The following is a 24435-nucleotide window of genomic DNA, read 5'->3' as shown; positions in this document are numbered from 1 at the left end:
ATCACCTCTTTATTTAAAGCTGTTTTCTTTCAATTGCTTGCATACTAAATGACTCTATTACGTCACCTTCTTTAAGATCATTGAATTTTTCTACGCTTAAACCACATTCATATCCTGTGTTTACTTCCTTAGCATCGTCTTTGAATCTCTTAAGTGAAGCTAAAGTAGATTCAAATATTACTATTCCATCCCTTATTACTCTTACTTCTGAGTTTCTTAACATCTTACCATCTGTAACGTAACATCCTGCAATTGTTCCTACATTAGAAATTTTATAAACTACTCTTACTTCTGCTTTACCATTTACAACTTCTTTGTATTCTGGATCAAGCATTCCTATCATTGCTGATTTAACATCTTCTATTGCATCATATATTATTCTATATGTTTTAATTTCAACACCATCTCTATCCGCTATCACTGTTGCATTTGAATCTGGTCTTACGTTAAATCCTATAAGTAATGCATTTGATGCTGTTGCTAGTGTAACATCTGTTTCTGTTATAGCTCCAACACCACCGTGAATTACTCTTACCTTTACATCTTCTGTTGAAAGCTTTTCTAAAGATTGTTTTATAGCTTGAACTGAACCTTGTACGTCAGCCTTAACTATTATTCCAAGCTCTTTAACAGTTCCTTCTTGAATTTGATTATATAAATCTTCAAGAGAAACTCTATTAGCTGAATGGAAGCTTTCATCCTTAATTTTTTGCTTTCTAATTTCAGCCATATTTCTAGCTGTCTTTTCATCTTTAACAACAGTAAATCTATCTCCTGCTGCTGGTACTTCTGAAAGTCCTAGTATTTCCACTGGTATAGAAGGTCCAGCTGATTTAATACTCTTTCCTTTATCATCAAACATAGCTCTAATTCTACCATATGTAGAACCAACTAATATTGAGTCTCCTACATGTAATGTACCATTTTGAACAAGAAGTGTTGCAACTGGTCCTCTACCCTTATCAAGCTGAGCTTCTATAACAGTTCCCTTAGCCTTTCTCTTTGGATCAGCTTTAAATTCTGCCATTTCAGCAGTTAATAGAACCATTTCTAATAACTGTTCTAAGTTATCACCTGTTTTTGCTGATACAGGAACACAAATAGTGTCTCCACCCCAGTCCTCAGCTACTAATTCATATTCTGTTAATTCTTGTTTAACTCTATCTATATTAGCTCCTGGTCTATCTATCTTGTTTATAGCAACTATCATAGGAACTCCAGCTGCTTTACAGTGATTTATAGCTTCTTTTGTTTGAGGCATTATTCCATCATCAGCTGCAACAACTAATATAACTACATCTGTAATTTGAGCTCCTCTAGCTCTCATTGCTGTAAAAGCTTCATGTCCTGGAGTATCCAAGAATGTTAGCCTTTCTCCATTTAAGTTAACAGTATAAGCTCCTATATGTTGAGTTATACCACCTGCTTCATTAGATGTAACATTTGCTTTTCTAATAGCATCTAATAATGAAGTCTTACCATGGTCAACGTGTCCCATAACTGTAACTATCGGTGGTCTCTTCACTAAATTTTCTTCAACCACTTCTTCTTCTTCTTCAACTATTTCTAACTCTTCTTTTTCTTCTTTTTTAACAACTAAACATTCGTATTTTTCACATACTTTTTCAGCAGTTTCAAAATCTATCTCTTGGTTTATTGCAGCCATAACACCTGTAAAAATAAGTGTTCTTATAACATCAGTAGTTGGTTTACCAAGTTTCTCTGAAAGTTCTTTTACAGTTATTGTTTCTCCGATTTCAACAACTCCTGATCCGCCTTCTCCAATTGAATCAACTTCTTCTACTTTCTTTTTCTTTCTCTTTTTAGCTTGATTATTAACTTCTTCAGCCAATATTTCTTCGTATTCATCAACTATAGTCTTATCTTCTGAAGATCCATTTTCTCCGATTAATTCTTTAATTAATTCTGCATCTTCATCCTCTATAACACTCATATGATTTTTAACATCTACGCTAAATTCATTCATTAATAATTCTATAAGCTCCTTTGAGCTTATTTGCAGTTCTTTTGCCAATTCATATACTCTGATTTTTGACAATAAAATCACCCCCGGTTAAATTTTAACTTTTTCCCCTTCGTAAAGGGTATAAAGCTTTTTAGCCATATTTTCATCTGTTACAGCTAATATTTTCACTTCTTCTCTTCCAATAGAAGCACCTAATTCTTCCTTAGAAAAGTCTTCTATAAATTGTATATTCTTCAATACACAATGATTTTTAAATTTCTTTTTTGTACTAATTGAAGCATCATTGGAGATTATGAATAAAAAAATAGCTTTTCTATTTCGTTGTTCATCGCACTTACTATACCCTTCAACTAAATTTCCTGATCTTTTAGCTAAACCTAGAAAATTAAAAAATTTATTCATGCTTAATTTCTTCCCTTAATCTATTATATATAACTTCATCTATTGCTATATCCAAATTTCTTGAAAGCCTCTTTGCTTTAAAAGCTTTCTCTAAGCATTCTATATCTTTGCAAATATATGCACCTCTACCTGATTTTTTTCCAGTCAAATCAACTGAAACTTCACCTTCTGGACTTTTCACAACTCTTATAAGCTCTTTTTTAGGTTTCATCTCCATACATCCAGTACACATTCTTAAAGGAACTTTCTTTACTTTCATAAAAATCCTCCCTTATTCTAATACTTCTGATTTTTCTGCTTTTAACGCTTCTGCTTGAGATTTACTCTTTATATCTATCTTCCAGTTAGTTAATTTTGCTGCAAGTCTAACATTTTGACCTTCTTTTCCTATAGCAAGTGATAATTGGTTATCATCTACAACTACTTTTGCTGACTTTGATTCTTCATCAGCCACAACTTCTAAAACTTTTGCAGGGCTTAATGAAGCTGCTATAAACTCTTCTGGGTTTTTACTCCACTTAATTATATCTATTTTTTCACCTTTAAGTTCATTTACTATATTTTGAACTCTAGTTCCTTTTGGTCCAACACAAGCACCCATTGGATCTACATTTTCATCATTTGAGTAAACTGCAATTTTGCTTCTTGAACCAGCCTCTCTTGATATGCTCTTTATTTCAACAACACCTTCATATATTTCAGGTACTTCTAACTCAAAAAGTCTCTTTACTAATCCTGGATGAGTTCTTGAAACTAAGATTTGTGCTCCTTTTGATCCATTTTTTACTTCTACTACATATAGTTTTATTCTTTCGTTGAATTTATATTCTTCTCCTGGAATTTGTTCGTTTGGTCCAATAGAACCTTCTATTCTTCCAAGGTTTACAAAAGTATTACCTTTGTCTTTTCTTAAAACAGTTCCAGTAATTATATCATATTCTAGTTCTTTATATTCAGAATATACTATGTTTCTTTCAGCTTCTCTTATTCTTTGAGTTACCACACCCTTAGCAAGTTGTGCTGCGACTCTTCCAAAATTCTTTGGTGTAACTTCTAAATCAACTATATCATCAAGATCATATCTTGGGCTAACTTCCTTAGCTTCTTCTAAACTTATTTCAGTTACATCATCATATACGTCTTCAACTACTACTTTTTGAGCGTACACATGAATTTCCCCTGTTTCTCTATTTATGCTTACTTTTACATTTTGTGCTGAAGTAGTTGGACTAGCATAGTTCTTTTTATAAGCTGCAACTAAAGCATCCTCTATCGTAGTAAAAATTAAATCTTCGCTAATCCCCTTATCTTTAACAATTTCTTTAAGAGCACCTATAAACTCTTGGTTCATTTTAATATCCTCCTTGTTATATTTCCCCTTCTAAATTGGCTGATTTTATTTTATCTTTTGGAATTGTAACTAATTCATCAGATTCAACTGTTACTGATTCATCATTTACTTCCTTTAATATACCTTTTATATTTTTTATTCCATTTAATGATTTCGTGAATCTTAGCATTACTTCTTTTCCTATTTGTCTCTTAAAATGATCATCTGTAAATAATCCTCTATTTAAACCAGGTGATGATACTTCCAAGAAATAAGCTACAGGGATTGGATCATTTTCATCCATAATATCACTGACTCTTCTTGATAGAGCTTCACAATCTGATAAAGTAATTCCACCACCGTCTTTATCAATATATATTCTTAAATAATATTCTCCATTTTCTTTTACATATTCAATGTGATAAATCTCATAATCTAATTCTTCTGCTACAGGTTTTACTAATTGATTAATTGTTTCTAATAATGCATCAACCTTCATATTAACCCTCCTTTTCTATATTCAGTTTTAAGACTTTAAATATTTACTAGCTAATCTATAAAAAAAGCAACTATTTGTAGTTGCAATTAAATAGAAAGAGCGGGCATTTATCATTCCCACTCCTAACTTCTAGCTATTAGTAAATTACTTCTTTTATTATCCTATCATAATTTCCTAATTAATACAAGGGGTAGTTGGATAAATTATTCAGCACCATGTATTTATTAGTTGCCCTATTTATAAGACTTTTATACTAAAAATTAGAATAATGATAACTGATTTGTTTCTGACATTCCTTCAAGACATCCATGATTACTTAAAGTCTCTATAACAGTCTTTGAAACTTTAGCTCTTATTCTTAAGTCTTCCTTTGATATAAATTCTCCTTGCTTCCTAGCTTCTACTATACTTTTTGCAGCATTTTCTCCAACCCCTTCAAGAGCTCTAATTGGAGGCCTTATTCCCTCTTTTTCTATTGTGAATTTAGTTGCTTCTGATATATATATATCTACTTTTAAGAAATTAAGTTTTCTTGCATAAAGCTCATAAGATAGTTCTAAAACTGTAATTAAACCTTTATCTTTCGCTGTTATTTTATTCCCTAATTCATAAAGCTCATCTAACTTAGCTTTTATTGCTCCAGGTCCCTTACAAATAAGATCAGCATCAAAGTCATCTGCTCTTACAGTAAAATATGTTGCGTAGTAAGCTTCTGGATAATAAACTTTAAAATAGGCAATTCTTACAGCCATCATAACGTAAGCAACTGCATGACCTTTAGGAAACATGTATTTTATTCTTTTACATGATTCTATATACCAATCAGGCACATTATTTTCCCTCATTGTCTTTTCAAAATCCTCTGTTAGTCCCTTACCTTTTCTTACACTTTCCATTATTGTAAAAGCCATTTTAGGTGGTACCCCAGCATACATTAAATAAACCATTATATCATCTCTTGTAGAAATACAATCTTTTAATGTAGTGTATCCTTCTTTTATAAAATACTGTGCATTATTAAGCCAAACATCTGTACCATGTGAAAGTCCAGATATTCTAACTAAATCTGCAAAACTTTTTGGCTGAGTGTCTACAAGCATTCCTCTAACGAATTTTGTACCAAACTCAGGTAAACCATAACTTCCAACTTCACATTCAAGTTCCTCCTTTGTTACACCAAGAGCTTCCGGAGATGTAAATAAGGATATAACCTTTTTATCATTTAATGGTATAGTTTTAGGATCTACTCCTGTTAAATCTTGAAGCATTCTAATCATAGTAGGATCGTCGTGCCCAAGTATATCAAGCTTAAGCAATCTACCTGAAATAGAGTGATAATCAAAATGTGTAGTTGTTACATCTGAAGTTGGATCGTCTGCTGGTCTTTGTATTGGCGTGAAATTGTAAATTTCATTATCACTCGGAACAACCATAATACCACCTGGATGCTGCCCTGTAGTTCTTTTTATTCCTGTACATCCAATAGTCAATCTTTCTATTTCAGCCATGGAAGCTCTTAATCCTCTTTCATCTAAATACTTTCTAACATATCCATAAGCTGTTTTTTCAGCAACAGTGCCTATTGTTCCTGCTTTAAATACATATCCTTTACCAAAAAGAACTTCGGTGTACTTATGAATTTCTCCTTGGTTATCCCCTGAAAAATTAAGATCTATATCAGGTTCTTTATCACCTTCAAAACCTAGGAAGGTTTCAAATGGTATATCATGCCCCTCTTTTATATATGTAGTTCCACACTTTGGGCAATCCTTATCTTCTAAATCTGCTCCTGAGCTTACTGATCCATCTAAGAAGAATTCCGATTTTTTGCAATTTGGACAAACATAGTGAGGAGGTAACCCATTAACTTCTGTAATGTTTGACATTGTTGCAACAAATGATGATCCAACAGATCCTCTTGATCCAACCAAGTATCCATCTTCTAGAGATTTAGCAACTAGTTTTTGTGCAATTAAATAAAGTACAGCATATCCATTATTTATTATAGAGTTTAGCTCCTTATCTAACCTTTTTTGAACTACTTCTGGAAGAGGATTCCCATAGATAGAATGAACCTTCTTCATAGTCATTTCTCTTATTTCTTCATCTGCACCTTCTATTTTTGGTGGATATGTTTCATCAGGTATAGGTTTTAATACTTCTATAGAATCTGCAATTTCTCCAGGATTGGTTATTACTACTTCCCTTGAAGCTTCTCCTCCTAAATATGAAAATTCCTTTAACATTTCTTCTGTGGTTTTTAAATATAGCGGAGGCTGATTACTAGAATCAGAAAATCCTTGACCTGCCATTATTATTCTTCTAAAAACTTCATCTTGAGGGTCTAAAAAATGGACATCTCCTGTTGCTACGACAGGTTTGTTTAGTTCTCTACCTAAATTATATATTTTCATATTTAAAGCTCTAAGTTCATCTTCATCTTTTACATTCCCTTTATTTATAAGGAATTCATTATTTGTTATAGGCTGAATTTCTAAATAATCATAAAAATTCATAATATCTTTTAATTCTTCATCACTCTTACCATCTAAGACAGCTCTATACACTTCACCAGCTTCACAAGCTGACCCTATAAGAAGTCCATCTCTCATCTCCATAAGTTTACTTTTTCTTGTTCTAGGATGCTTTTGGAAATTATCTATATGAGCTTCTGATACAAGCTTATATAAGTTTTTCATTCCAACTTGAGTTTTAGCAAATATTATTACATGATGAGCTTTTTCTTTTTTAATATCCATCTTTTCAAGGAATTCTTTATTTAAATCATGCAAACTATTCATATTTAATTCTTCTATCATTTTTTTAATAGATATTAAGAAGATTTCTGCAGTAGCCTTTGCATCATCTACTGCTCTATGGTGGTTTTCAAGAGACACACCTAGATGTTTAGCTACTAAATTTAATTTAACTCTTTTTAATTCCGGATATAAAAACCTTGCAAGGGGTACCGTATCTACTATAGTAGAATTAAATTCTAAACCTAAGTCAGTACAATTTTTCTTTATAAATCCTGTATCAAAAGCAGAATTATGAGCAACTACTACTGAATCTTTTATAAATTCCATAAACTTTGGAAGAACTACTTCTATAGAATCTGCATCCTTAACCATTTCATCCGTTATTCCTGTAAGTTCTGTTATCTTATATGGAATTCTGCATTTTGGGTATATAAACTCACTAAAGGTATCTATTACTTCTCTTCCTTTTATTTTTACAGCACCTATTTCTATAATCTTATCATTTTTAGCTGAAAAACCTGTAGTTTCTATATCAAATACTACATAAGTATCATTGAAATCTTGGCCATTTTCATTTAAAGCTATAGGTATTCCATCATTTACTAAGTATCCTTCTACTCCATATAAAACCTTGATTTTATTTTTCTTTGCTGCCATTTGTGCATCTGGAAAAGCTTGCACTACTCCATGGTCTGTAATTGCAATTGCTTTATGGCCCCACTTTGCTGCTCTTTCTATTATTTTACTTGCTGATACAACGCCATCCATAGCACTCATAGTCGTATGGCAATGAAGCTCAACTCTTTTTTCTTCAGCTCCATCCATTCTTTCTATTTTACTCATCTTTAAGATATCTCTACCCATTATTACTACTTCTCTTGCATAGGTGTCATAAATAGCCTCTCCTCTTACTTTACAGTAAAGACCTTTTTTTACCTTCTCTAAAACTTCTTCTGTTTCTTGAGGCTTTAGAAAACACTTCACAGTTATAGAGCTTGTATAATCTGTTATAAAAAATGTTAATATAATTTTTCCAGTTTTCGTTTCTACTATATCTGTTTTAAATACTTCACCAATTACAGCAACTATTCCTGAGGTTTCATCTATATCTTTAATTGGAATAGCTTCTTGACTTATGCCTCTTCCTAAGATACTATTTTCACTTTTAGGCTCTCTTTTAAATTCCCTCTTTTCATAAGTTTTCTTAGGTTTATTAGCTATCTTTTCCTCTTTCGGTTTATTTAAATCTTCAATTGAAATATTTCTTCCACTAAAAATTTCTTTTAAAACTTCTTTTTCCTGTTCAAGCTTCTGACTATAATTACTCTCTATTTCTAAATCAGAATCATACTCTAAAATCACCTTAGCTTTTATACCAAATATATTTTCTATATTAAGTGAAATTTGCTTATGGATATCTTTAACATTTAAGTGTTCATTTATTTTCTCATATCCACTTTTTATAGTTATAGTGTTTTCCTTTATTGTCTTAACTCCTTTTATTAAAACAGACTTAGATAAAGGAACTCTTTTCATAATATCTTCTATAACTTCAAGCCAATGCTTTTCTAATATCTCTTCAAGTGTTAAGGTGGATATATCTCTGTAAAATAACACTTTTATATCTATTTCAATTCCTAAAGTCTTTTTTATAGCTCTTTTCACATCATCTTCTTCTTGGTTATTTAATCCATATTTTCCTCGCAAGACCACTTTAAGAAGATTGCTTTTCCTTAAAAATTGAAACTTTACTATATTTATTTCTTTATCTTCTAATGATTCATTTTTATTTATTTCTCTTTTTATAAGTTTTAAAGCATCTTCGCCCAAATAAACACCACCTTTATAATTGACTATTAAGGCATCCTCTAATATTTTAATGGAAGTTTATTTACATAGTCCTAATTTAACGAAAGAATTGACAATGTCAAATAATCAATTCAGGCTAGATTTTCTAAACTTAATTAATCATTATTCATTGTCAATTATTTTTAATTACATATTTTCTATTTCTTTCATTAATTCATCTATTAAATCTTCTTCTTTTACTTTTTTAATAATTATGCCTTTTTTGAAGATTAAGCCTTCGCCTCTTCCACCAGCAATTCCAATATCAGCTTCTCTTGCTTCTCCTGGTCCATTAACAGCACATCCCATTACTGCAACCTTTATATTCTTATTTATACTCTCTAGCTTTTTCTCAACTTCTTGTGCTATCTTTATAAGGTTTATTTGAGTTCTTCCACAAGTTGGACAAGAAATAAATTGTAATCCACTTTCCTTTAATTTTAAAGCCTTTAATATTTCTTTTGCTACCTTTATTTCTTCAATTGGATCGCTTGTTAATGATACCCTTACAGTGTCCCCTATTCCTTCTGCTAGAAGAGTTCCAAGTCCTATACTTGACTTTATAGTTCCCCTAAAAGGAGTACCTGATTCTGTAACTCCTAAATGTAGAGGATAATTGCAAGATTCACTCATAAGTCTATAAGCTTCTATCATCATAACTACATCAGAAGATTTTATTGATACTACTATATCATAAAAATCTAATTCTTCTAATATTTTTACATGTCTTAAAGCTGATTCAACTAATCCCATAGCAGTAGGTTTTCCATCTCTTTCCAAAATATCTTTTTCTAAAGAACCTGAATTTACACCTATCCTAATAGGAATATTTTTACTTTTTGCTGCTTCTGCAACTATTTTTACTTTCTCAGTGCTTCCTATATTACCTGGATTAATTCTTAGAGCTGAAACCCCGTTTTCAACAGCTGCTAAAGCTAATTTATAATCAAAATGTATATCTGCAACTACAGGTATTGGAGATGCAGCACATATTCCCTTTAAAGCTTCTGCTGCTTTCATATCAGGAACTGCACATCTAATTATGTCACATCCCGCTTTATATAAAGTATTTATTTGATTTAATGTTGCTTCAACATCTCTTGTATCTGTATTGGTCATTGATTGGATTGAAACTGGAGCATCTCCTCCTAAATAACAACTTCCAACCTTTACTTTTCTTGTTTGTTTTCTTTCCATTTTTCTTCCCTCTCCTAAAATTGTATTGGGAATAATATGTCTTTTATCGTAACTAGTATCATAAGTCCAAAAAGTAACATTAATCCAACATAATTTACTGCCCCTACCAATTTATCTGGAACTTTTCTTCTTGTAATTAGCTCAATTAATAATATTACCGTCCAACCACCATCTAATGCTGGAAATGGTAACATATTAAACACTGCTAAGTTTATACTTATGAATGCTACAAAATACATAAGATTCCATATTCCGTTTTTTGCAGCTTGGCTTGACATTCTAATTATAGATACAGGCCCTCCTACATCTGTTTTAAAGTTTACCTTTCCAGTAATCATCATTTTAATACCCTTATAGGTCTGATTAATTGCTGATAATGTTTCTTTAAAACTTTGTTTAAAACTTTGCATAATCCCTGGATTTTCTACAGTTTCAAAGCCAAAACCTATTTCATATCTTTCCCTTTTATTTTCATTTTCCTCTTCATTTTCCTTTACAAGTCTAGGAGTAATTATTATCTCCTGTTTTTCCCCATTTCTTTCTATTAAAAAGTTTATAGGTTTATCTTTAGCCATATTTATTCCTACAAATAAATCATCAGCAGAAAAAACCCTACTTCCATCAACCTTTAAAAATTTATCTCCCACTTCAAGCCCTGCTTCTAAGGCAGGTGAATTTTCAGTTACTGTTTTTACTTGTGGCAATCTATATCCAAATTTATTTAAGAAAATTGTAAATATAATTATAGCAAATAAAAAGTTCATAACTGCTCCTGCTATAATTACACTTATTCTTCTAAGAGGTGACTTTGAAGAAAAGCTTCTTTCATCTTGAACCTCTTCTTCCTCCCCCATCATTTTAACATATCCTCCTATAGGAAACAAACCTATCGAATATTTAGTTTCTTTTCCTTGAGTAGAAAATATTTTAGGACCCATTCCAATAGCAAATTCTTCAACTTTTATACCATTCACCTTAGCCATTATGAAATGACCAAGTTCATGGACTATTATAAGTAAACTAAACCCTAATAACGCATAAATTATATACAATATATTTCCTCCTAACTCCACCTAGCCTTTATATATTCTCTAACTTTATTATCTAACTCAATTACATTCTCTAAAGTTACTTCTTTAGATTTTTCTTCCTTGAAGTACTCTAAAACCTCCTCGATTATTTCTGCTATTTGTAAAAACTTAATTTTTTCTTCTAATAGTAAAGCTACAGCTTCTTCGTTAGCTCCATTTAATATACAAGGTGCTAACCCACCCTCTTTTCCAACTCTATAAGCAAGTTTTAAACATTTAAAGGTATCTATGTCAGGCTTTTCAAAAGTTAATGTTCCAATTTCATAAAAATTAAGTCTTTTTGCTATAGCATGTTTTCTTTCTTTTTTATTTAAAGCATATTGAATTGGAAGTTTCATATCTGTTGAACCCAGCTGAGCTATAACACTCGCATCATTATATTCAACCATTGAATGAATTATACTTTGTGGATGAACAACTACTTCTATATTTTCATACGGACAGTTAAATAAAAAATGAGCTTCTATAACTTCAAGTCCTTTATTCATAAGAGTTGCTGAATCTATAGATATTTTTTGTCCCATATTCCATTTAGGGTGCTTAAGAGCATCTTTAACAGTGACATTCTTTAGCTCTTCTATATTTTTTCCTCTAAAAGGTCCACCTGATGCTGTTAATATAATTTTACTTACATCTTCTTCATTATACCCATTTAACGATTGGAATATAGCGCTATGTTCTGAATCAACTGGTAAAATTTCCACTCCCATTTCCTTTGCTTTTTTCATAACTAGCTCACCAGCAACAACTAATGTTTCTTTATTTGCTAAAGCTATGTCTTTTTTTGCTTCTATCGCCTTTATAGTTGGTCTTAATCCTATCATTCCTACAACTGAAGTTACAACCATATCTATTTCTTCTAAAGATGCAATTTTTTCAAGACCTTCTATTCCTGAAAATACTTCTATGTTTAAATTGTTTTCTAGACAATGGGTCTTAATTGACTTAACGCTTTCTTCATCCATCATAGCTACGTATTTAGGATTAAATTCATTTATTATTTCTTTAATCTTTTCTACAGATGAATTAGCTGTTACGCCTATAAGCCTTATTTCATTATTTGAACTTCTTATTACCTCTAAAGTTTGAGTACCTATTGAGCCTGTAGCCCCTAAAATTGAAATGTTTTTCATTTTTACCTCCTAGCTTCAGTATTTAACTACTGTAAATCATATCTTTTGCAATTATACTATAAATTGGACCTGAAATAATACCAATAAATCCAAACATTTTTACCCCTATATAAATTGATACTATTACCATTAATGGATGAATTTCTAATTTACTACTCAAAAACTTTGCTTCTAAAATTTCTCTAGTGAATCTTTCTAATAAATATAGTGAAATTAATCCAAATACTAATAAGTACTTCTTCATTATAATATTGTATATTATAATTGGTATAAAAACAATTGTTGTACCAATAAAAGGAAGTATGTCTAAAACTGCACATACACTTCCTAAAAAAATACTATTATGTATTCCAAGCACCTTAAATCCTAATGTTATTATAACTGCACTTAATAATATCAATTTAACTTCTATCTTAAAAACCTCTTTTAAATTTTTAATTTTTTGTGAAAAACTAGCTATTATTTCTTTAGGAAATAAATTTTTTAATAAATTATAAATTTTATTTTTATCTACTAGTATAAAATAATCTATTATATTTGCTAAGAAATATGATACTAACCCATCTCCTGTAATTATAGCGCCCTGCATTATCATATTGCCATTAAAGACTCCACTTATAGTTTGAATCATCTTATTTAAATCAAAATTTAATAGTATCTTGATATTATTAATAAAAGTATCTACTTCTACCATATTATTTCTATAAAGCTTTTGAAAGAATCCTAATATGGCATTTCCAAAATAAAATATCACTATAAATATGGATATATTTACTATAATTAAGCTTAATATTGCAGATATTACTTTAGGTATATTTCCTTTTATAAAGAATTTATATAAAGGTTGTGTTATTAAAATCATCATTATTACTATACAAAAAGGCTGAAAGTAATTTTTTATTAATATAGTTATTAACACTACAATAATAAACGCACTAACTAAATTTATTATTTTACTATAAGTTTTATATAATTCCATAGCATTACTCCTTGTTATTTCATACTATGATTATATTAAGCTTTTTACTAATACATACCTTTCACCCTTAATTTAGTATAATATAAAATAATTTTATTTTTCCAACTAAAAAAGTAGATATATATATAAATTTACTTATTCCGTCGCCGAACTCCAAGTCAACGCAAACTTACATATGTCCACTTTCAAACTGAAGCTAGGAAAGTATAAAATAAATCTATTTTTCAAAATCCAATTGCTAGAAGTCTTATATACTTACATTTTGAAAAATTTTATACTTTCCTTAAAAATTAAAAAAGGTAGAGAATTAATCCATCTCTACCTTAATCTATTACTTTATAATTATATTCCTACTATAAAAGTTAGATAATAAAAAACTACTGCCGCATTAAATAATATAGAATCGCATCTATCTAATATTCCGCCATGTCCAGGAATTAGATTGCTATAGTCTTTAATTCCAACATATCTTTTTACTGATGATGCCACTAAATCTCCGAATTGTCCCATTATTCCACATAAAGCCCCTATTAAAAAGAAATGAATAATTGAAACTTGCTGTACATTAGCTCCAATTATTAAACCAAATATTCCACATCCAATTGTACTTCCTAAAAATCCACCTACTGATCCTGCTATTGTTTTCTTCGGACTAACTTCGGGGCACAACTTTCTTTTTCCTAAGTATTTTCCCACATAATAAGCTGTAGTATCAGCAAGCACAGATCCTAGGAAAATTAACCATACCAAGTATTGTCCTCCAACCTTACTGTTAACCATAGGTATAAAACTAAATAATATCCCTACATATAAAAATCCTAATAAAGTTATTGAAACATCTATAAATGTGTATTTTAAATTTACAACAGGCAGTATTAATAAGATTATTGTTGCTAACACTATAATATACATAATTTCTTCAAAGTTATTTTCTCTTAAATAAAAAACTGCTAAAAGTGCATAACCAATTATAGGAATAGGATTAAATTTCTTTTCCTTTAAAGCCTTATAAAATTCATATAACCCACCTACTGAAAGTACTATTGTAAAAGCCTTAAGCCAAATTCCACCTAGTAAAATAAACAGTATAAATGGTGCTATCATTGCCGCCCCTAAGTATCTACTATTCAACTTCATTTCTCCACCTCAACTACTATACTCCGCCATATCTTCTATCTCTATGTTGATAGTCATATATGGCTTTATGTAAGTGCTCTTCTTTAAAGTCTGGCCAACATACATTAGAATACCAAAATTCTGAATAAGCACATTGCCATAATAGAAAATTACTAATTCTTTGTTCTCCTGAAGGTCTTATTATCAAGTCAGGATCTGGTATATCATTGGTATATAAATGTTCTTCAAAAACTTCTTCTGTTATATCATCTAAATTTATTTTCCCCTTCTTAACCTCTTCTGATACCATTTTAACAGCTCTTATTATTTCATCTCTTCCTCCATAATTAAAAGCTATATTTAAGATTACTCCCTTATTATCTTTAGTGATTCTAATTGCTTCATTAATTTCTTTTTGCGCATCAATAGGTAGCTTAGTAATATCTCCTAAAACTCTAATAACCACACCATTTTTATTTAACTCTTCTAACTCACTTCTTAAATATTCAACTAGTAATTTCATCAATGCTGAAACTTCATCATCAGGTCTTTTCCAATTCTCAGTTGAAAATGCATATAAAGTTAAGTATTTTATACCTAGTACATGTGATTCCTTTATAACTCTTCTTATAGTTTCTACACCAGCTTTATGCCCCATAGTTCTTGGAAGTTTTCTTTGTTTAGCCCATCTCCCGTTTCCATCCATGATTATAGCTATATGTTTAGGTATACTTTCATTATCTAAAACTATCTTTTCTTTACTTCTCTTGTTTTTACTAGTTTTAAAAATATCTAACATATTTTTATGTTCCCTCCACCACTTCTAATAAGGAAAAAAACCTGCTAAAGAGCAGGTTTTAAATTGACATAATCTCTTTTTCTTTTGCCACAATTATTACATCTATTTCCTTAACGAAGGAATCTATTATCTTTTGAACTTTTTCTTCTGAATTTTTAAGTTCATCTTCACTGATTTCTCCATCTTTCTTTAATGCTTTTATTTTATCATTAGCTTCTCTTCTTATAGATCTTAAAGCAACTTTTGCTTCTTCCCCTGTTTTCTTAACATTTTTAACAAGATTTTTTCTTGTTTCTTCTGTTAATTCAGGAATAACTAATCTAATTACACTACCATCATTTGATGGGTTAATTCCTAAATCTGAAGTAAGTATAGCCTTCTCTATTTCTTTCATTAAACTCTTTTCCCATGGAGATATTACTAGTACTCTTGGTTCAGGAGCTGAAATATTAGCTACTTGACTTAATGGACATGGGCTACCATAGTAGTCAACTTGTATTCTATCAAGCATTGTTGGGTTAGCTCTACCCGCTCTCATAGTTGAAAGATCAGATTTTAACACAGATATAGTTTTTTTCATTTTTTCTTCTGCTTTTTGAATAATGTCCTTAATCATAAAAACCTCCTATTTTTTAGATGAAACTAAAGTTCCTATTTTTTCACCAGAAATAGCTCTCTTTATATTTCCTGGTTCTTCTAATCCAAATACTAAGATTGGAATACTATTATCCATACATAAAGAAGTTGCAGTAGAATCCATTACTTGTAATCCTTGTTCTAAAACTTCTATATAAGTAAGTTTATCATATTTTTTAGCATCTGGGTACTTATATGGATCTTTATCGTAAACTCCATCAACCTTTTTAGCTAAAAGTATTACATCTGCTTCAATTTCAGCTGCTCTTAGCGCTGCTGTAGTATCAGTTGAGAAATATGGATTTCCTGTTCCTGCTGCAAAAATTACTACTCTTCCTTTTTCTAAGTGTCTTACAGCTCTTCTTCTTATAAAAGGTTCTGCAATTTCTTTCATTTCAATAGCAGTTTGTACTCTAGTCATAACTCCATTTTGTTCAAGGGAATCTTGAAGAGCTAAAGCATTTATACATGTTGCAAGCATTCCCATATGATCAGCTTGTGATCTATCCATGCCTTCACCACTTCTTCCTCTCCAAATGTTTCCTCCACCAACTACTAAGCCTACTTCTACTCCCATTTCCACTAATGCTTTAACTTCTAATGTGATTCTCTTTACTATATCAAAATCAAATCCAAATCCATTTACTCCAGCTAAAGCTTCACCTGAAACTTTTAGTATTACTCTTTTATATTTACTTTTCTCCATTCTTAGTACCTCCGCATATTATTTGGTTACTTCCTAAAAAAAGAGAACACATATGTGTCCTCCTTTGTATTACTTAGTCATCTTAGCTACTTCTTCAGCGAAGTTATCTTCTGCTTTCGCGATACCTTCTCCTCTTTCGAATCTTACAAACTTATTAATAGTTATAGGAGAACCAACTTCTTTTGATTTTTCTTGAAGGTATTTGCTTATGCTCTTATCTCCATCTTTTACCCATGCTTGATCTAAAAGACATACTTCTTTATAGTATTTTTGAATTCTTCCAATTACCATTTTTTCTACTATGTTTTCTGGTTTTCCTTCATTTAAAGCTTGAACTCTGTAAATTTCTTTTTCTTTTTCTAAAGATTCTTGATCTACATCTTCTCTACTTAAGAATGCTGGATTAGTAGCAGCTACTTGCATACATACATCTTTTGCTACTTCTGTTAAAACAGTAGTGTTATCAGCATCACATCCTAATTCAACAACAACACCGATTCTTCCACCACCATGGATATAGCTTTCAACTACACCATTTTCTAAAGTAAATTTAGCAAATCTTCTTACAGTCATGTTTTCACCTAACTTAGCTATTAAAGCTGTAAGCGCTTCTGAAACTGTATTTTCAGCATCAAATTTTTCAGTAACAAACTCTTCTACTGTAGCAACTGAAGTTTTTGAAGCCATTTGAGCCAATCTGTCTGCAAAGCTTACGAATTCTTCGTTAGCAGCAACGAAATCTGTTTCACAGTTTAATTCAACTATACCAGCAGATTTTTTATCTTCTGCTATGTAAGTTTTCACTATTCCTTCCGCAGCAACTCTTCCTGCTTTTTTAGCAGCAGCAGCAAGACCCTTTTCTCTTAATATTTCAATAGCTTTTTCCATATCTCCTTGAGATTCTGTTAAAGCCTTTTTGCAGTCCATCATTCCTGCGCCAGTTTTGTCTCTTAATTCTTTAACTGATTGAGCAGTTATCATAATGTAAATTCCTCCCAACTTAATGTAAACCTTATTATTTAGGTTAAAAGGTAAATGAGAAAACTCACCTACCCTTTAATTTTATTATTCAGCTAATTGTTCGCCTTGTCTTCCTTCGATTATACCATCAGCCATTTTTGCAGTTATTAATTTAACAGCTCTTATAGCATCATCGTTACCTGGAATTACGTAATCAACTTCTTCTGGATCACAGTTAGTATCAACTATACCTACTACTGGTATTCCTAATATCTTAGCTTCTGAAATAGCATTCTTTTCTTTTCTTGGGTCAACTACGAATATAGCTCCTATGTTTGAAGCATCTAAATTCTTAATTCCACCTAAGTTCTTTTCTAATTTTTCCATTTCGCCTTTTAACTTTATAACTTCTTTCTTTGGTAAAACGTCAAATGTTCCGTCTTCTTCCATAGTCTTTAAAGTTTCTAATCTGTTAATTCTAGTTTTGATAGTTTTGAAGTTAGTTAACATACCACCTAACCATCTATTATTAACAAAGTGCATGTTTGATCTTATTGCTTCTTCTTGAATAGCTTCTTGAGCTTGTTTCTTAGTTCCTACAAATAAGATATCTTTTCCTTCTGTTGCAACTTCTTTTATGAAGTTATAAGCTTCGTCTACTTTTTTAACTGTTTTTTGAAGATCTATTATATATATTCCATTTCTTTCTGTGAATATATAAGGAGCCATCTTAGGGTTCCATCTTCTAGTTTGGTGTCCAAAGTGTACACCTGCTTCTAATAATTGTTTCATTGATATAACTGCCATTTTCTTACCTCCTGGTTTTTCCTCCACTATCTTCTTATAAAGTTTCCTTAAAATAAGGCACCATCTTTACAAATCTAATAGTGTGCGTATTTGTTACCTTTGTTAGTATAACATAAGGTTATTACAGTGGCAACATTTTTTTCATCTAAAAATCAATAAATGTAAATTAAAATAATATTTACATTTATATTAAAGATTTATATCTATGCCTTTAAATTTTATAGTTAAAAATAATTTAATTATATATTTTTACATTTATAATTTATAAAATATTAATATAATTTTTCAAACCTTCTTCTATATACTAAAAGCGCCAAATTATTCTAAGTAATTTGACGCTTTTAGTATATGCTAATTTATCTTTTTTAATTCATCTAATAGCTTTTCATTTAATATTTTTATATGTGTTCCCTTCATTCCAAGAGATCTTGATTCTATTACTCCTGCACTTTCAAATTTTCTTAATGCATTTACTATAACACTTCTTGTTATACCAACTTTATCAGCAATTTTTGATGCAACTAGTAATCCTTCACTTCCTTCTAATTCATTAAATATATGTTCAACAGCTTCTAACTCTGAATAAGATAAAGTTCCTATAGCTAATTGAACTACTGCTTTCTTTCTTGCTTCTTCTTCTATTTCTACTTGTTTAGATCTTAATATTTCCATTCCTACTATTGCAGCACTATATTCAGCTAACACTAAATCTTCATCTGTAAACTCTTCTCCAAATCTTGCAAGCATTAAAGTTCCTAGTCTTTCTCTATTACCTATTATAGGAACTATTGTAGTTATTTTATCTTTCATAATACAACTTCCTTGTCCTTCAAAGACACATAATCCCTTATTATTTAGATTAGCAATACTTTCATGAATATTTAATAAATTATCATTATATTCCTTTGGAAATCTCTTCTCATCTATAACTTGATTTTTCATAATATCACACTCAAAGTTTTTTGAGAATGTATATCCAAGTATTTTACCTTTTCTACTTGTTACATATACATTACATGATAATACTTCACTTAATAATGAACATATGTCTTCAAATGCTACAGGATCTGTACCGGATTTTTGTAGTATTTTATTCAACATTCTTGTCTTATTTAATAATGATGACATCCCATCTTCCTCCTATAAATAAAGCCATTAAATTTTTTGAAAATTTAAAATTGCACAAATTTTCTCAAAATATCTTTATTACTTATTTATACTATCATAAGCCCTACTTATTTTCAACAAATTTTTTGCACTTTTCGACATTATGTATAGAAAACAGGTCATTTTATTAATTTATTAAGCTTTAATTGATTTCTATTGTTTATTTTTCATTATTTTCTGTATTTAAATTAATAGTCTTATTACAATTTGAATTTGAACATTGAGCATAATTACCTTTTGTTTTATTATATTTTAATACCATATAAGCTCCACATTCTGGACATTTATCTTTTAAAGGCTCATTCCAGCTTATAAAATCACACTCTGGGTAATTACCACAACCAAAGAACTTCTTTCCTTTTTTACTTTTCTTAGCTAAAATTTTGCCCCCACATTTTGGGCAAGGAGCATCTATTTCCTCTACTATAGGCTTAGCGTTTTTACATTCCGGATACCCTGGACATGCTAAAAAATTTCCATACCTTCCATGTTTTATTACCATCATACGACCACATTTATCGCAAGGTACATCACTTACTTTATCTTCTATAACTACTTTAGATACTTCTTTTTCAGCTTTATCTATAGCAATTTTTAATGGTCCAAAGAATTCTCCAACTACTTTTCTCCATTCTTCTTGACCTTCTTCTATGTGGTCGAGGTTTCTTTCCATTTCAGCAGTAAAATCCACATCTACAATTTGTTTAAAATACTCACTTAACATATTATTAACTATAAATCCAAGCTCTGTTGGAATTAAATTTTTCTTTTCTCTCTTTATATAGTCCCTACTTAATATTGTAGTTATTGTTGGTACATAAGTACTTGGCCTTCCTATACCTTTTTCTTCTAGTGACTTTACAAAAGATGCTTCACTATAACGTGCAGGTGGTTGTGTAAAGTGTTGTTTTCCTTCTATATCAACCTTACTTAATTCATCATTTTCTTCTAACTTAGGTAATGAAACATCTTCATTATCCTCTTCTGTTGCATATTCATAAAGCTTCATGAATCCATCAAACTTTATAGTAGATCCACTTGCTTTGAATTTATAATCTCCATTTTTAATTTCTATACTATTAGTATTTAATTCACAAGAAGCCATTTGACTTGCCATAAATCTATTCCAAATAAGAGAATATAATTTATATTGCTCAGATGTTAATGAGTTTTTCGCCATCTCTGGTGTAATTTCAATTATAGATGGTCTTATAGCTTCATGAGCGTCTTGTATATTTTTCTTTCCTTTATAAATTCTTGGAGAACTTGGAGCATACTCTTTTCCGTAAGTAGAATTAATAAATTCTAATGCTTTTCCTTGAGCTTCCTCTGATATTCTAACAGAATCTGTTCTCATATAAGTGATTAATCCTACTGTCCCATATCCTTTAACCTCTACACCTTCATATAAGACTTGAGCTATAGACATCGTTCTTTTAGTCATAAAATTTAACTTCTTTGATGCTTCTTGCTGCAGTGTACTAGTAGTAAAAGGTGGTAATGGATTTTTAAGTTTTGATCCTTTTTTAACCTTAGTAACTATAAATTTATCTTTCTTTAATTCTTCTATTATTTTATTACTTTCTTCTTCAGTATTAATTTCAATTTTCTTATTCTTATAATGAGATAACTTTATAGAAAATTTTTTTCTATCTTTAGTTGCTGTGCAATCAACACTCCAATATTCTTTTGGTTCAAACTTATTAATTTCTTCTTCTCTATCACATATAAGCTTCAATGCAGCTGATTGAACTCTTCCAGCACTTAATCCCCATTTTACATTCTTCCATAAAATCGGGCTAATTTCATAACCAACTAATCTATCTAATATTCGTCTCGCCTGCTGAGCATCTACTAAGTTGGTATTTATTTCTCTTGCTTCCTTTATAGATGATTTTACTGCACTTTTAGTTATCTCATTAAATACTATTCTACATTTTTCATCTTCTGAAATATTTAAAATATTGGCTAAATGCCATGATATTGCTTCACCTTCACGATCAGGGTCCGTTGCAAGATAAACTTTATCAGCTTTTTTTGCTGCTTTTTTAAGTTTAGTTAAAAGTTCGCCCTTGCCTCTTATAGTTATATACTTTGGATCAAAATTATTCTCTATATCAACGCCTAATTTACTTTTTGGCAAATCTCTCACATGTCCCATAGATGCTTCTACTGTATAATTCTTTCCAAGATACTTTCCTATAGTTTTAGCCTTTGCAGGTGATTCTACTATTACAAGATTTTGTCCCATACATAAAACTCCAGTAAATTTTATGGAGTTTACACCCCCTTAAATTTATAATGATTTTGCATAATAATTGCCAGGAAGGCAAATAATTTCATTTCTATTTTGCATTTCAAATAATAACTCAAATAATACCTTTCTGTCAACATTTACAGTTTTTATTATATCATCTAAGTGTTTTGGTTCATCATTTATTACCTTTAACAAACTAATTTTATATTCATTTACTTCCATTTTTCTATCTTTTTCTTTATTTATATCAAAAAAATCATATAAATCATCCATTTCAGTAAAAGGTTTTGCTCCGTCTCTTATTAGTTTGTTACATCCTTCACTATTTCCATTTAGGACTGGGCCTGGAATAGCCATTATCTCTTTTCCTATACTTAACGCAAAGTCTACTGTAATTAAAGATCCACTTTTTTTAGTAGCTTCAATTACTATTAATTTTTCACTTATACCACTTATTATTCTATTTCTTCTAGGAAAATTATAAGGCATAGGCGGAGTTCGCGGTAAAAATTCTGAAATTAATAACCCTTCCTTTATAACTTTTTCGTATAAAAACTTATTACTTTTAGGATAAACAATATCTATTCCACAACCTAAAACCCCTATGGTTTTTCCTCTAAATTCAATAGCGCTCCTTTGTGCCACAGAGTCTATTCCTGATGCTAGCCCACTAACAACAGTAATATTATTTTCACTTAATTCTTTTCCTATTATTTTAGCTACTTCTACACCGTATTGTGTACATTTTCTTGCCCCAATCACCGCCGCTAACCTCTTATTTAATAAATCAATATTTCCTTTATAAAATAATACATATGCCGGATCTGTAATATACCTTAAACTTTCTGGATATTCTTTTGACTTAATTGTAATATATCCTATTCCAAAACTATTTATGTAATTCCTAAACTCATTAATTCTTTCATCTGTATTTAGGTCAATTTTAACTTTTTTGAATTCTTTAATTTCATCTTTATATTTTTTAATTGTAGTTTCATCCCCATATTTTTCTATTAATGAAACTTTCTTTTCATTCGATATATTGGCTAAAATAAACCATAGTTCGTCACTGTTCATAAAATCCATCCTTATATTAAATTATTTCTCCCTCTACATTTTTTCTATATCCTAACGCTTCAAAAATATGATGTTCACATACATTTTCAGAGTTTTCTAAATCTGCTATGGTTCTTGAAACCTTTATTATTTTGTCATAACCTCTCATAGTCAAATTAAATTTATCGTAATACATTTTTAATAAGTTTTTTGTTCCTTCAGATATATTAAATAGCCTTTCTATATCTTTACCTTTTACTTCTGAATTATAATTATACCCGCTATTTTTATATCTAAATTTTTGCACTTCTCTAGCTTCTAATACTTTATCCTTTATTTTACTAGAAGTTAACCTATCTCTTCCTTTAGCTATGTCTTCGTATTTTAATCTAGGTACGTAACTTAATAAATCTATCCTATCTAACAGGGCTCTAGATAATCTATTTAAATACCTCTTTCTTTCACCCTCAGAACATGTACATCCATTTTCATCTATTCCTCCTAAATAAAGTCCACATGGACAAGGATTAAAGGCTCCAACTAATAAAAAATTTGATGGTAATTTATATGTTCCATTTATTCTATTGATATTTATAACTTTTTCTTCTAATGGTTCTCTTAAAATCTCTAATACCTCTCTTTTGAACTCTAAAATTTCGTCTAAGAAAAGCACTCCATTATGAGCTAAAGTAATTTCCCCTGCCTTTACCTCTTTACCTCCACCAGCTAAAGCTACTCTAGTTATTGTGTGATGTGGATTTCTAAATGGTCTATTAATTCCATTCTCTCCCGAAAACATTCCTGAAGCACTATAGATTTTTGCGATTTCTATTTCCTCTTTATATGTAAGAGGTGGCAATATAGATGGCAATGCCTTTGCAAGCATAGTTTTGCCTGAGCCAGGGGAACCAAAAAGCAATATATTATGTCTACCAGCAGCTGCTATTTGCATTGCTCTTTTTGATGTACTTTGCCCTATTATATCTGAATAATCTAATAATTCCTTTTTTACACTCTTAATCTCCTTATCAAAAATAAATGGTAATAAATCCTCATTATTAATAAAAGAAATAACCTCTTTTAATGTTTTAAAAGGATAAAAATTACCTATATTAAAGGATCTTAATTCCTTTAAATTATTTATAGGAAATATAAAATTGTTTTTCTTATTACTTTCACCTTCAAAAATTATTGGCAGAATCCCTTTTATTTCTTTTAAATCTCCTCCTAATGAAAGTTCTCCAAAAACTATAAAATCACTTAAATCTTTTTTAGATATTTGATTAGACTCCATTAATATTCCAATAGCTATCGGAAGATCAAGTAATGAACCTATTTTTCTAATATCTGCTGGTGCTAAATTTATCGTTATTCTTCCTAGTGGAAACTCAAATCCACTGTTTATTATTGCTGACCTTACTCTTTCTTTAGATTCCTTTATGGAAACATCAGGAAGACCTACTATATTAAAACTAGGCATCCCTTTATTTATATCTACTTCTACATTTATAAGTATTCCATCAAGTCCATTATGAGTGGCGCTTATTATTTCCATTGACATTATCATCACCTCTTAAACATTATTGACATTATAATTTAATTATTAAACATTAATTTTTTAAAAAATGATTTAAGATATTATTCTTGTCAATATTATAAGATGATGATTATTTAATATTATTTTAAAATAATATAGAATTGTGGTG

20 protein-coding genes are annotated in these 24435 nt (G+C 30.1%); all 20 read right to left on the bottom strand.

Translation table 11 applies throughout. The annotated features are described in order from the left end of the window. Nucleotides 1-13: 13 nt before the first annotated feature. The gene (infB, locus tag ACH36K_RS08730; protein ID WP_411170542.1) at nucleotides 14-2059 is read right to left on the bottom strand and encodes a translation initiation factor IF-2; all 2046 of its coding nucleotides are present in this window, start codon (nucleotides 2057-2059) and stop codon (nucleotides 14-16) included. A gap of 15 nt (nucleotides 2060-2074) precedes the next feature. Further along, a complete protein-coding gene (locus tag ACH36K_RS08725) occupies nucleotides 2075-2389 on the bottom strand; it encodes a ribosomal L7Ae/L30e/S12e/Gadd45 family protein (protein WP_411170541.1) in 315 nt (104 codons plus the stop codon). Then, a complete protein-coding gene (rnpM, locus tag ACH36K_RS08720; protein ID WP_411170540.1) occupies nucleotides 2382-2648 on the bottom strand; it encodes an RNase P modulator RnpM in 267 nt (88 codons plus the stop codon). Before rnpM ends, ACH36K_RS08725 begins: the two co-directional genes overlap by 8 nt. Nucleotides 2649-2660: 12 nt before the next feature. Beyond that, nucleotides 2661-3740 carry a transcription termination factor NusA gene (gene nusA / locus ACH36K_RS08715; RefSeq protein WP_411170539.1) on the bottom strand — a complete coding sequence of 360 codons (1080 nt, stop codon included), beginning with the start codon at nucleotides 3738-3740 and terminating at the stop codon, nucleotides 2661-2663. Between the two features lie 16 nt (nucleotides 3741-3756). Next, complete coding sequence (rimP, locus tag ACH36K_RS08710) at nucleotides 3757-4218, bottom strand: ribosome maturation factor RimP (RefSeq protein ID WP_411170538.1); 462 nt, start codon at nucleotides 4216-4218, stop codon at nucleotides 3757-3759. Nucleotides 4219-4478: 260 nt separating this feature from the next. Next, a complete protein-coding gene (locus ACH36K_RS08705) occupies nucleotides 4479-8807 on the bottom strand; it encodes a PolC-type DNA polymerase III (protein WP_411170537.1) in 4329 nt (1442 codons plus the stop codon). Between the two features lie 165 nt (nucleotides 8808-8972). After that, the gene (gene ispG / locus ACH36K_RS08700) at nucleotides 8973-10022 is read right to left on the bottom strand and encodes a flavodoxin-dependent (E)-4-hydroxy-3-methylbut-2-enyl-diphosphate synthase (protein WP_411170536.1); all 1050 of its coding nucleotides are present in this window, start codon (nucleotides 10020-10022) and stop codon (nucleotides 8973-8975) included. A gap of 14 nt (nucleotides 10023-10036) precedes the next feature. Further along, nucleotides 10037-11074, bottom strand: coding sequence for a M50 family metallopeptidase (locus ACH36K_RS08695; protein ID WP_411170535.1), 1038 nt, complete (start codon nucleotides 11072-11074; stop codon nucleotides 10037-10039). An 11-nt stretch (nucleotides 11075-11085) separates the two neighbouring features. Further along, on the bottom strand, nucleotides 11086-12246 hold the full coding sequence (gene dxr, locus ACH36K_RS08690) for a 1-deoxy-D-xylulose-5-phosphate reductoisomerase (protein ID WP_411170534.1): 1161 nt from the start codon (nucleotides 12244-12246) through the stop codon (nucleotides 11086-11088). 22 nt (nucleotides 12247-12268) lie between these two features. Then, complete coding sequence (locus tag ACH36K_RS08685; RefSeq protein ID WP_411170533.1) at nucleotides 12269-13225, bottom strand: AI-2E family transporter; 957 nt, start codon at nucleotides 13223-13225, stop codon at nucleotides 12269-12271. Nucleotides 13226-13567: 342 nt separating this feature from the next. Further along, entirely contained in the window at nucleotides 13568-14362 is a 795-nt protein-coding gene (locus tag ACH36K_RS08680; protein ID WP_411170532.1) for a phosphatidate cytidylyltransferase, read from the bottom strand. A gap of 16 nt (nucleotides 14363-14378) precedes the next feature. Then, nucleotides 14379-15140 (bottom strand): isoprenyl transferase, encoded by a 762-nt coding sequence (locus tag ACH36K_RS08675; RefSeq protein ID WP_411170531.1) that lies wholly within the window; start codon nucleotides 15138-15140, stop codon nucleotides 14379-14381. Between the two features lie 58 nt (nucleotides 15141-15198). After that, entirely contained in the window at nucleotides 15199-15756 is a 558-nt protein-coding gene (gene frr, locus ACH36K_RS08670; RefSeq protein ID WP_411170530.1) for a ribosome recycling factor, read from the bottom strand. Between the two features lie 9 nt (nucleotides 15757-15765). Next, complete coding sequence (gene pyrH, locus ACH36K_RS08665; RefSeq protein WP_411170529.1) at nucleotides 15766-16482, bottom strand: UMP kinase; 717 nt, start codon at nucleotides 16480-16482, stop codon at nucleotides 15766-15768. Between the two features lie 69 nt (nucleotides 16483-16551). Then, nucleotides 16552-17463, bottom strand: a complete 912-nt coding sequence (tsf, locus tag ACH36K_RS08660; RefSeq protein ID WP_411170528.1) for a translation elongation factor Ts — start codon at nucleotides 17461-17463, stop codon at nucleotides 16552-16554. A gap of 84 nt (nucleotides 17464-17547) precedes the next feature. Beyond that, the gene (gene rpsB / locus ACH36K_RS08655) at nucleotides 17548-18249 is read right to left on the bottom strand and encodes a 30S ribosomal protein S2 (protein WP_411170527.1); all 702 of its coding nucleotides are present in this window, start codon (nucleotides 18247-18249) and stop codon (nucleotides 17548-17550) included. A gap of 351 nt (nucleotides 18250-18600) precedes the next feature. Beyond that, a complete protein-coding gene (gene codY / locus ACH36K_RS08650; RefSeq protein ID WP_411170526.1) occupies nucleotides 18601-19377 on the bottom strand; it encodes a GTP-sensing pleiotropic transcriptional regulator CodY in 777 nt (258 codons plus the stop codon). A gap of 199 nt (nucleotides 19378-19576) precedes the next feature. Beyond that, entirely contained in the window at nucleotides 19577-21667 is a 2091-nt protein-coding gene (gene topA, locus ACH36K_RS08645) for a type I DNA topoisomerase (RefSeq protein WP_411170525.1), read from the bottom strand. A gap of 45 nt (nucleotides 21668-21712) precedes the next feature. Beyond that, complete coding sequence (dprA, locus tag ACH36K_RS08640) at nucleotides 21713-22750, bottom strand: DNA-processing protein DprA (RefSeq protein ID WP_411170524.1); 1038 nt, start codon at nucleotides 22748-22750, stop codon at nucleotides 21713-21715. 16 nt (nucleotides 22751-22766) lie between these two features. Then, entirely contained in the window at nucleotides 22767-24290 is a 1524-nt protein-coding gene (locus tag ACH36K_RS08635) for a YifB family Mg chelatase-like AAA ATPase (RefSeq protein ID WP_411170523.1), read from the bottom strand. Between the last annotated feature and the right edge of the window lie 145 nt (nucleotides 24291-24435).

Source organism: Clostridium sp. MB05 (genome assembly GCF_046581255.1).
GTDB lineage: Bacteria > Bacillota > Clostridia > Clostridiales > Clostridiaceae > Clostridium.
This window is presented reverse-complemented; position numbering and strand designations above follow the sequence as displayed.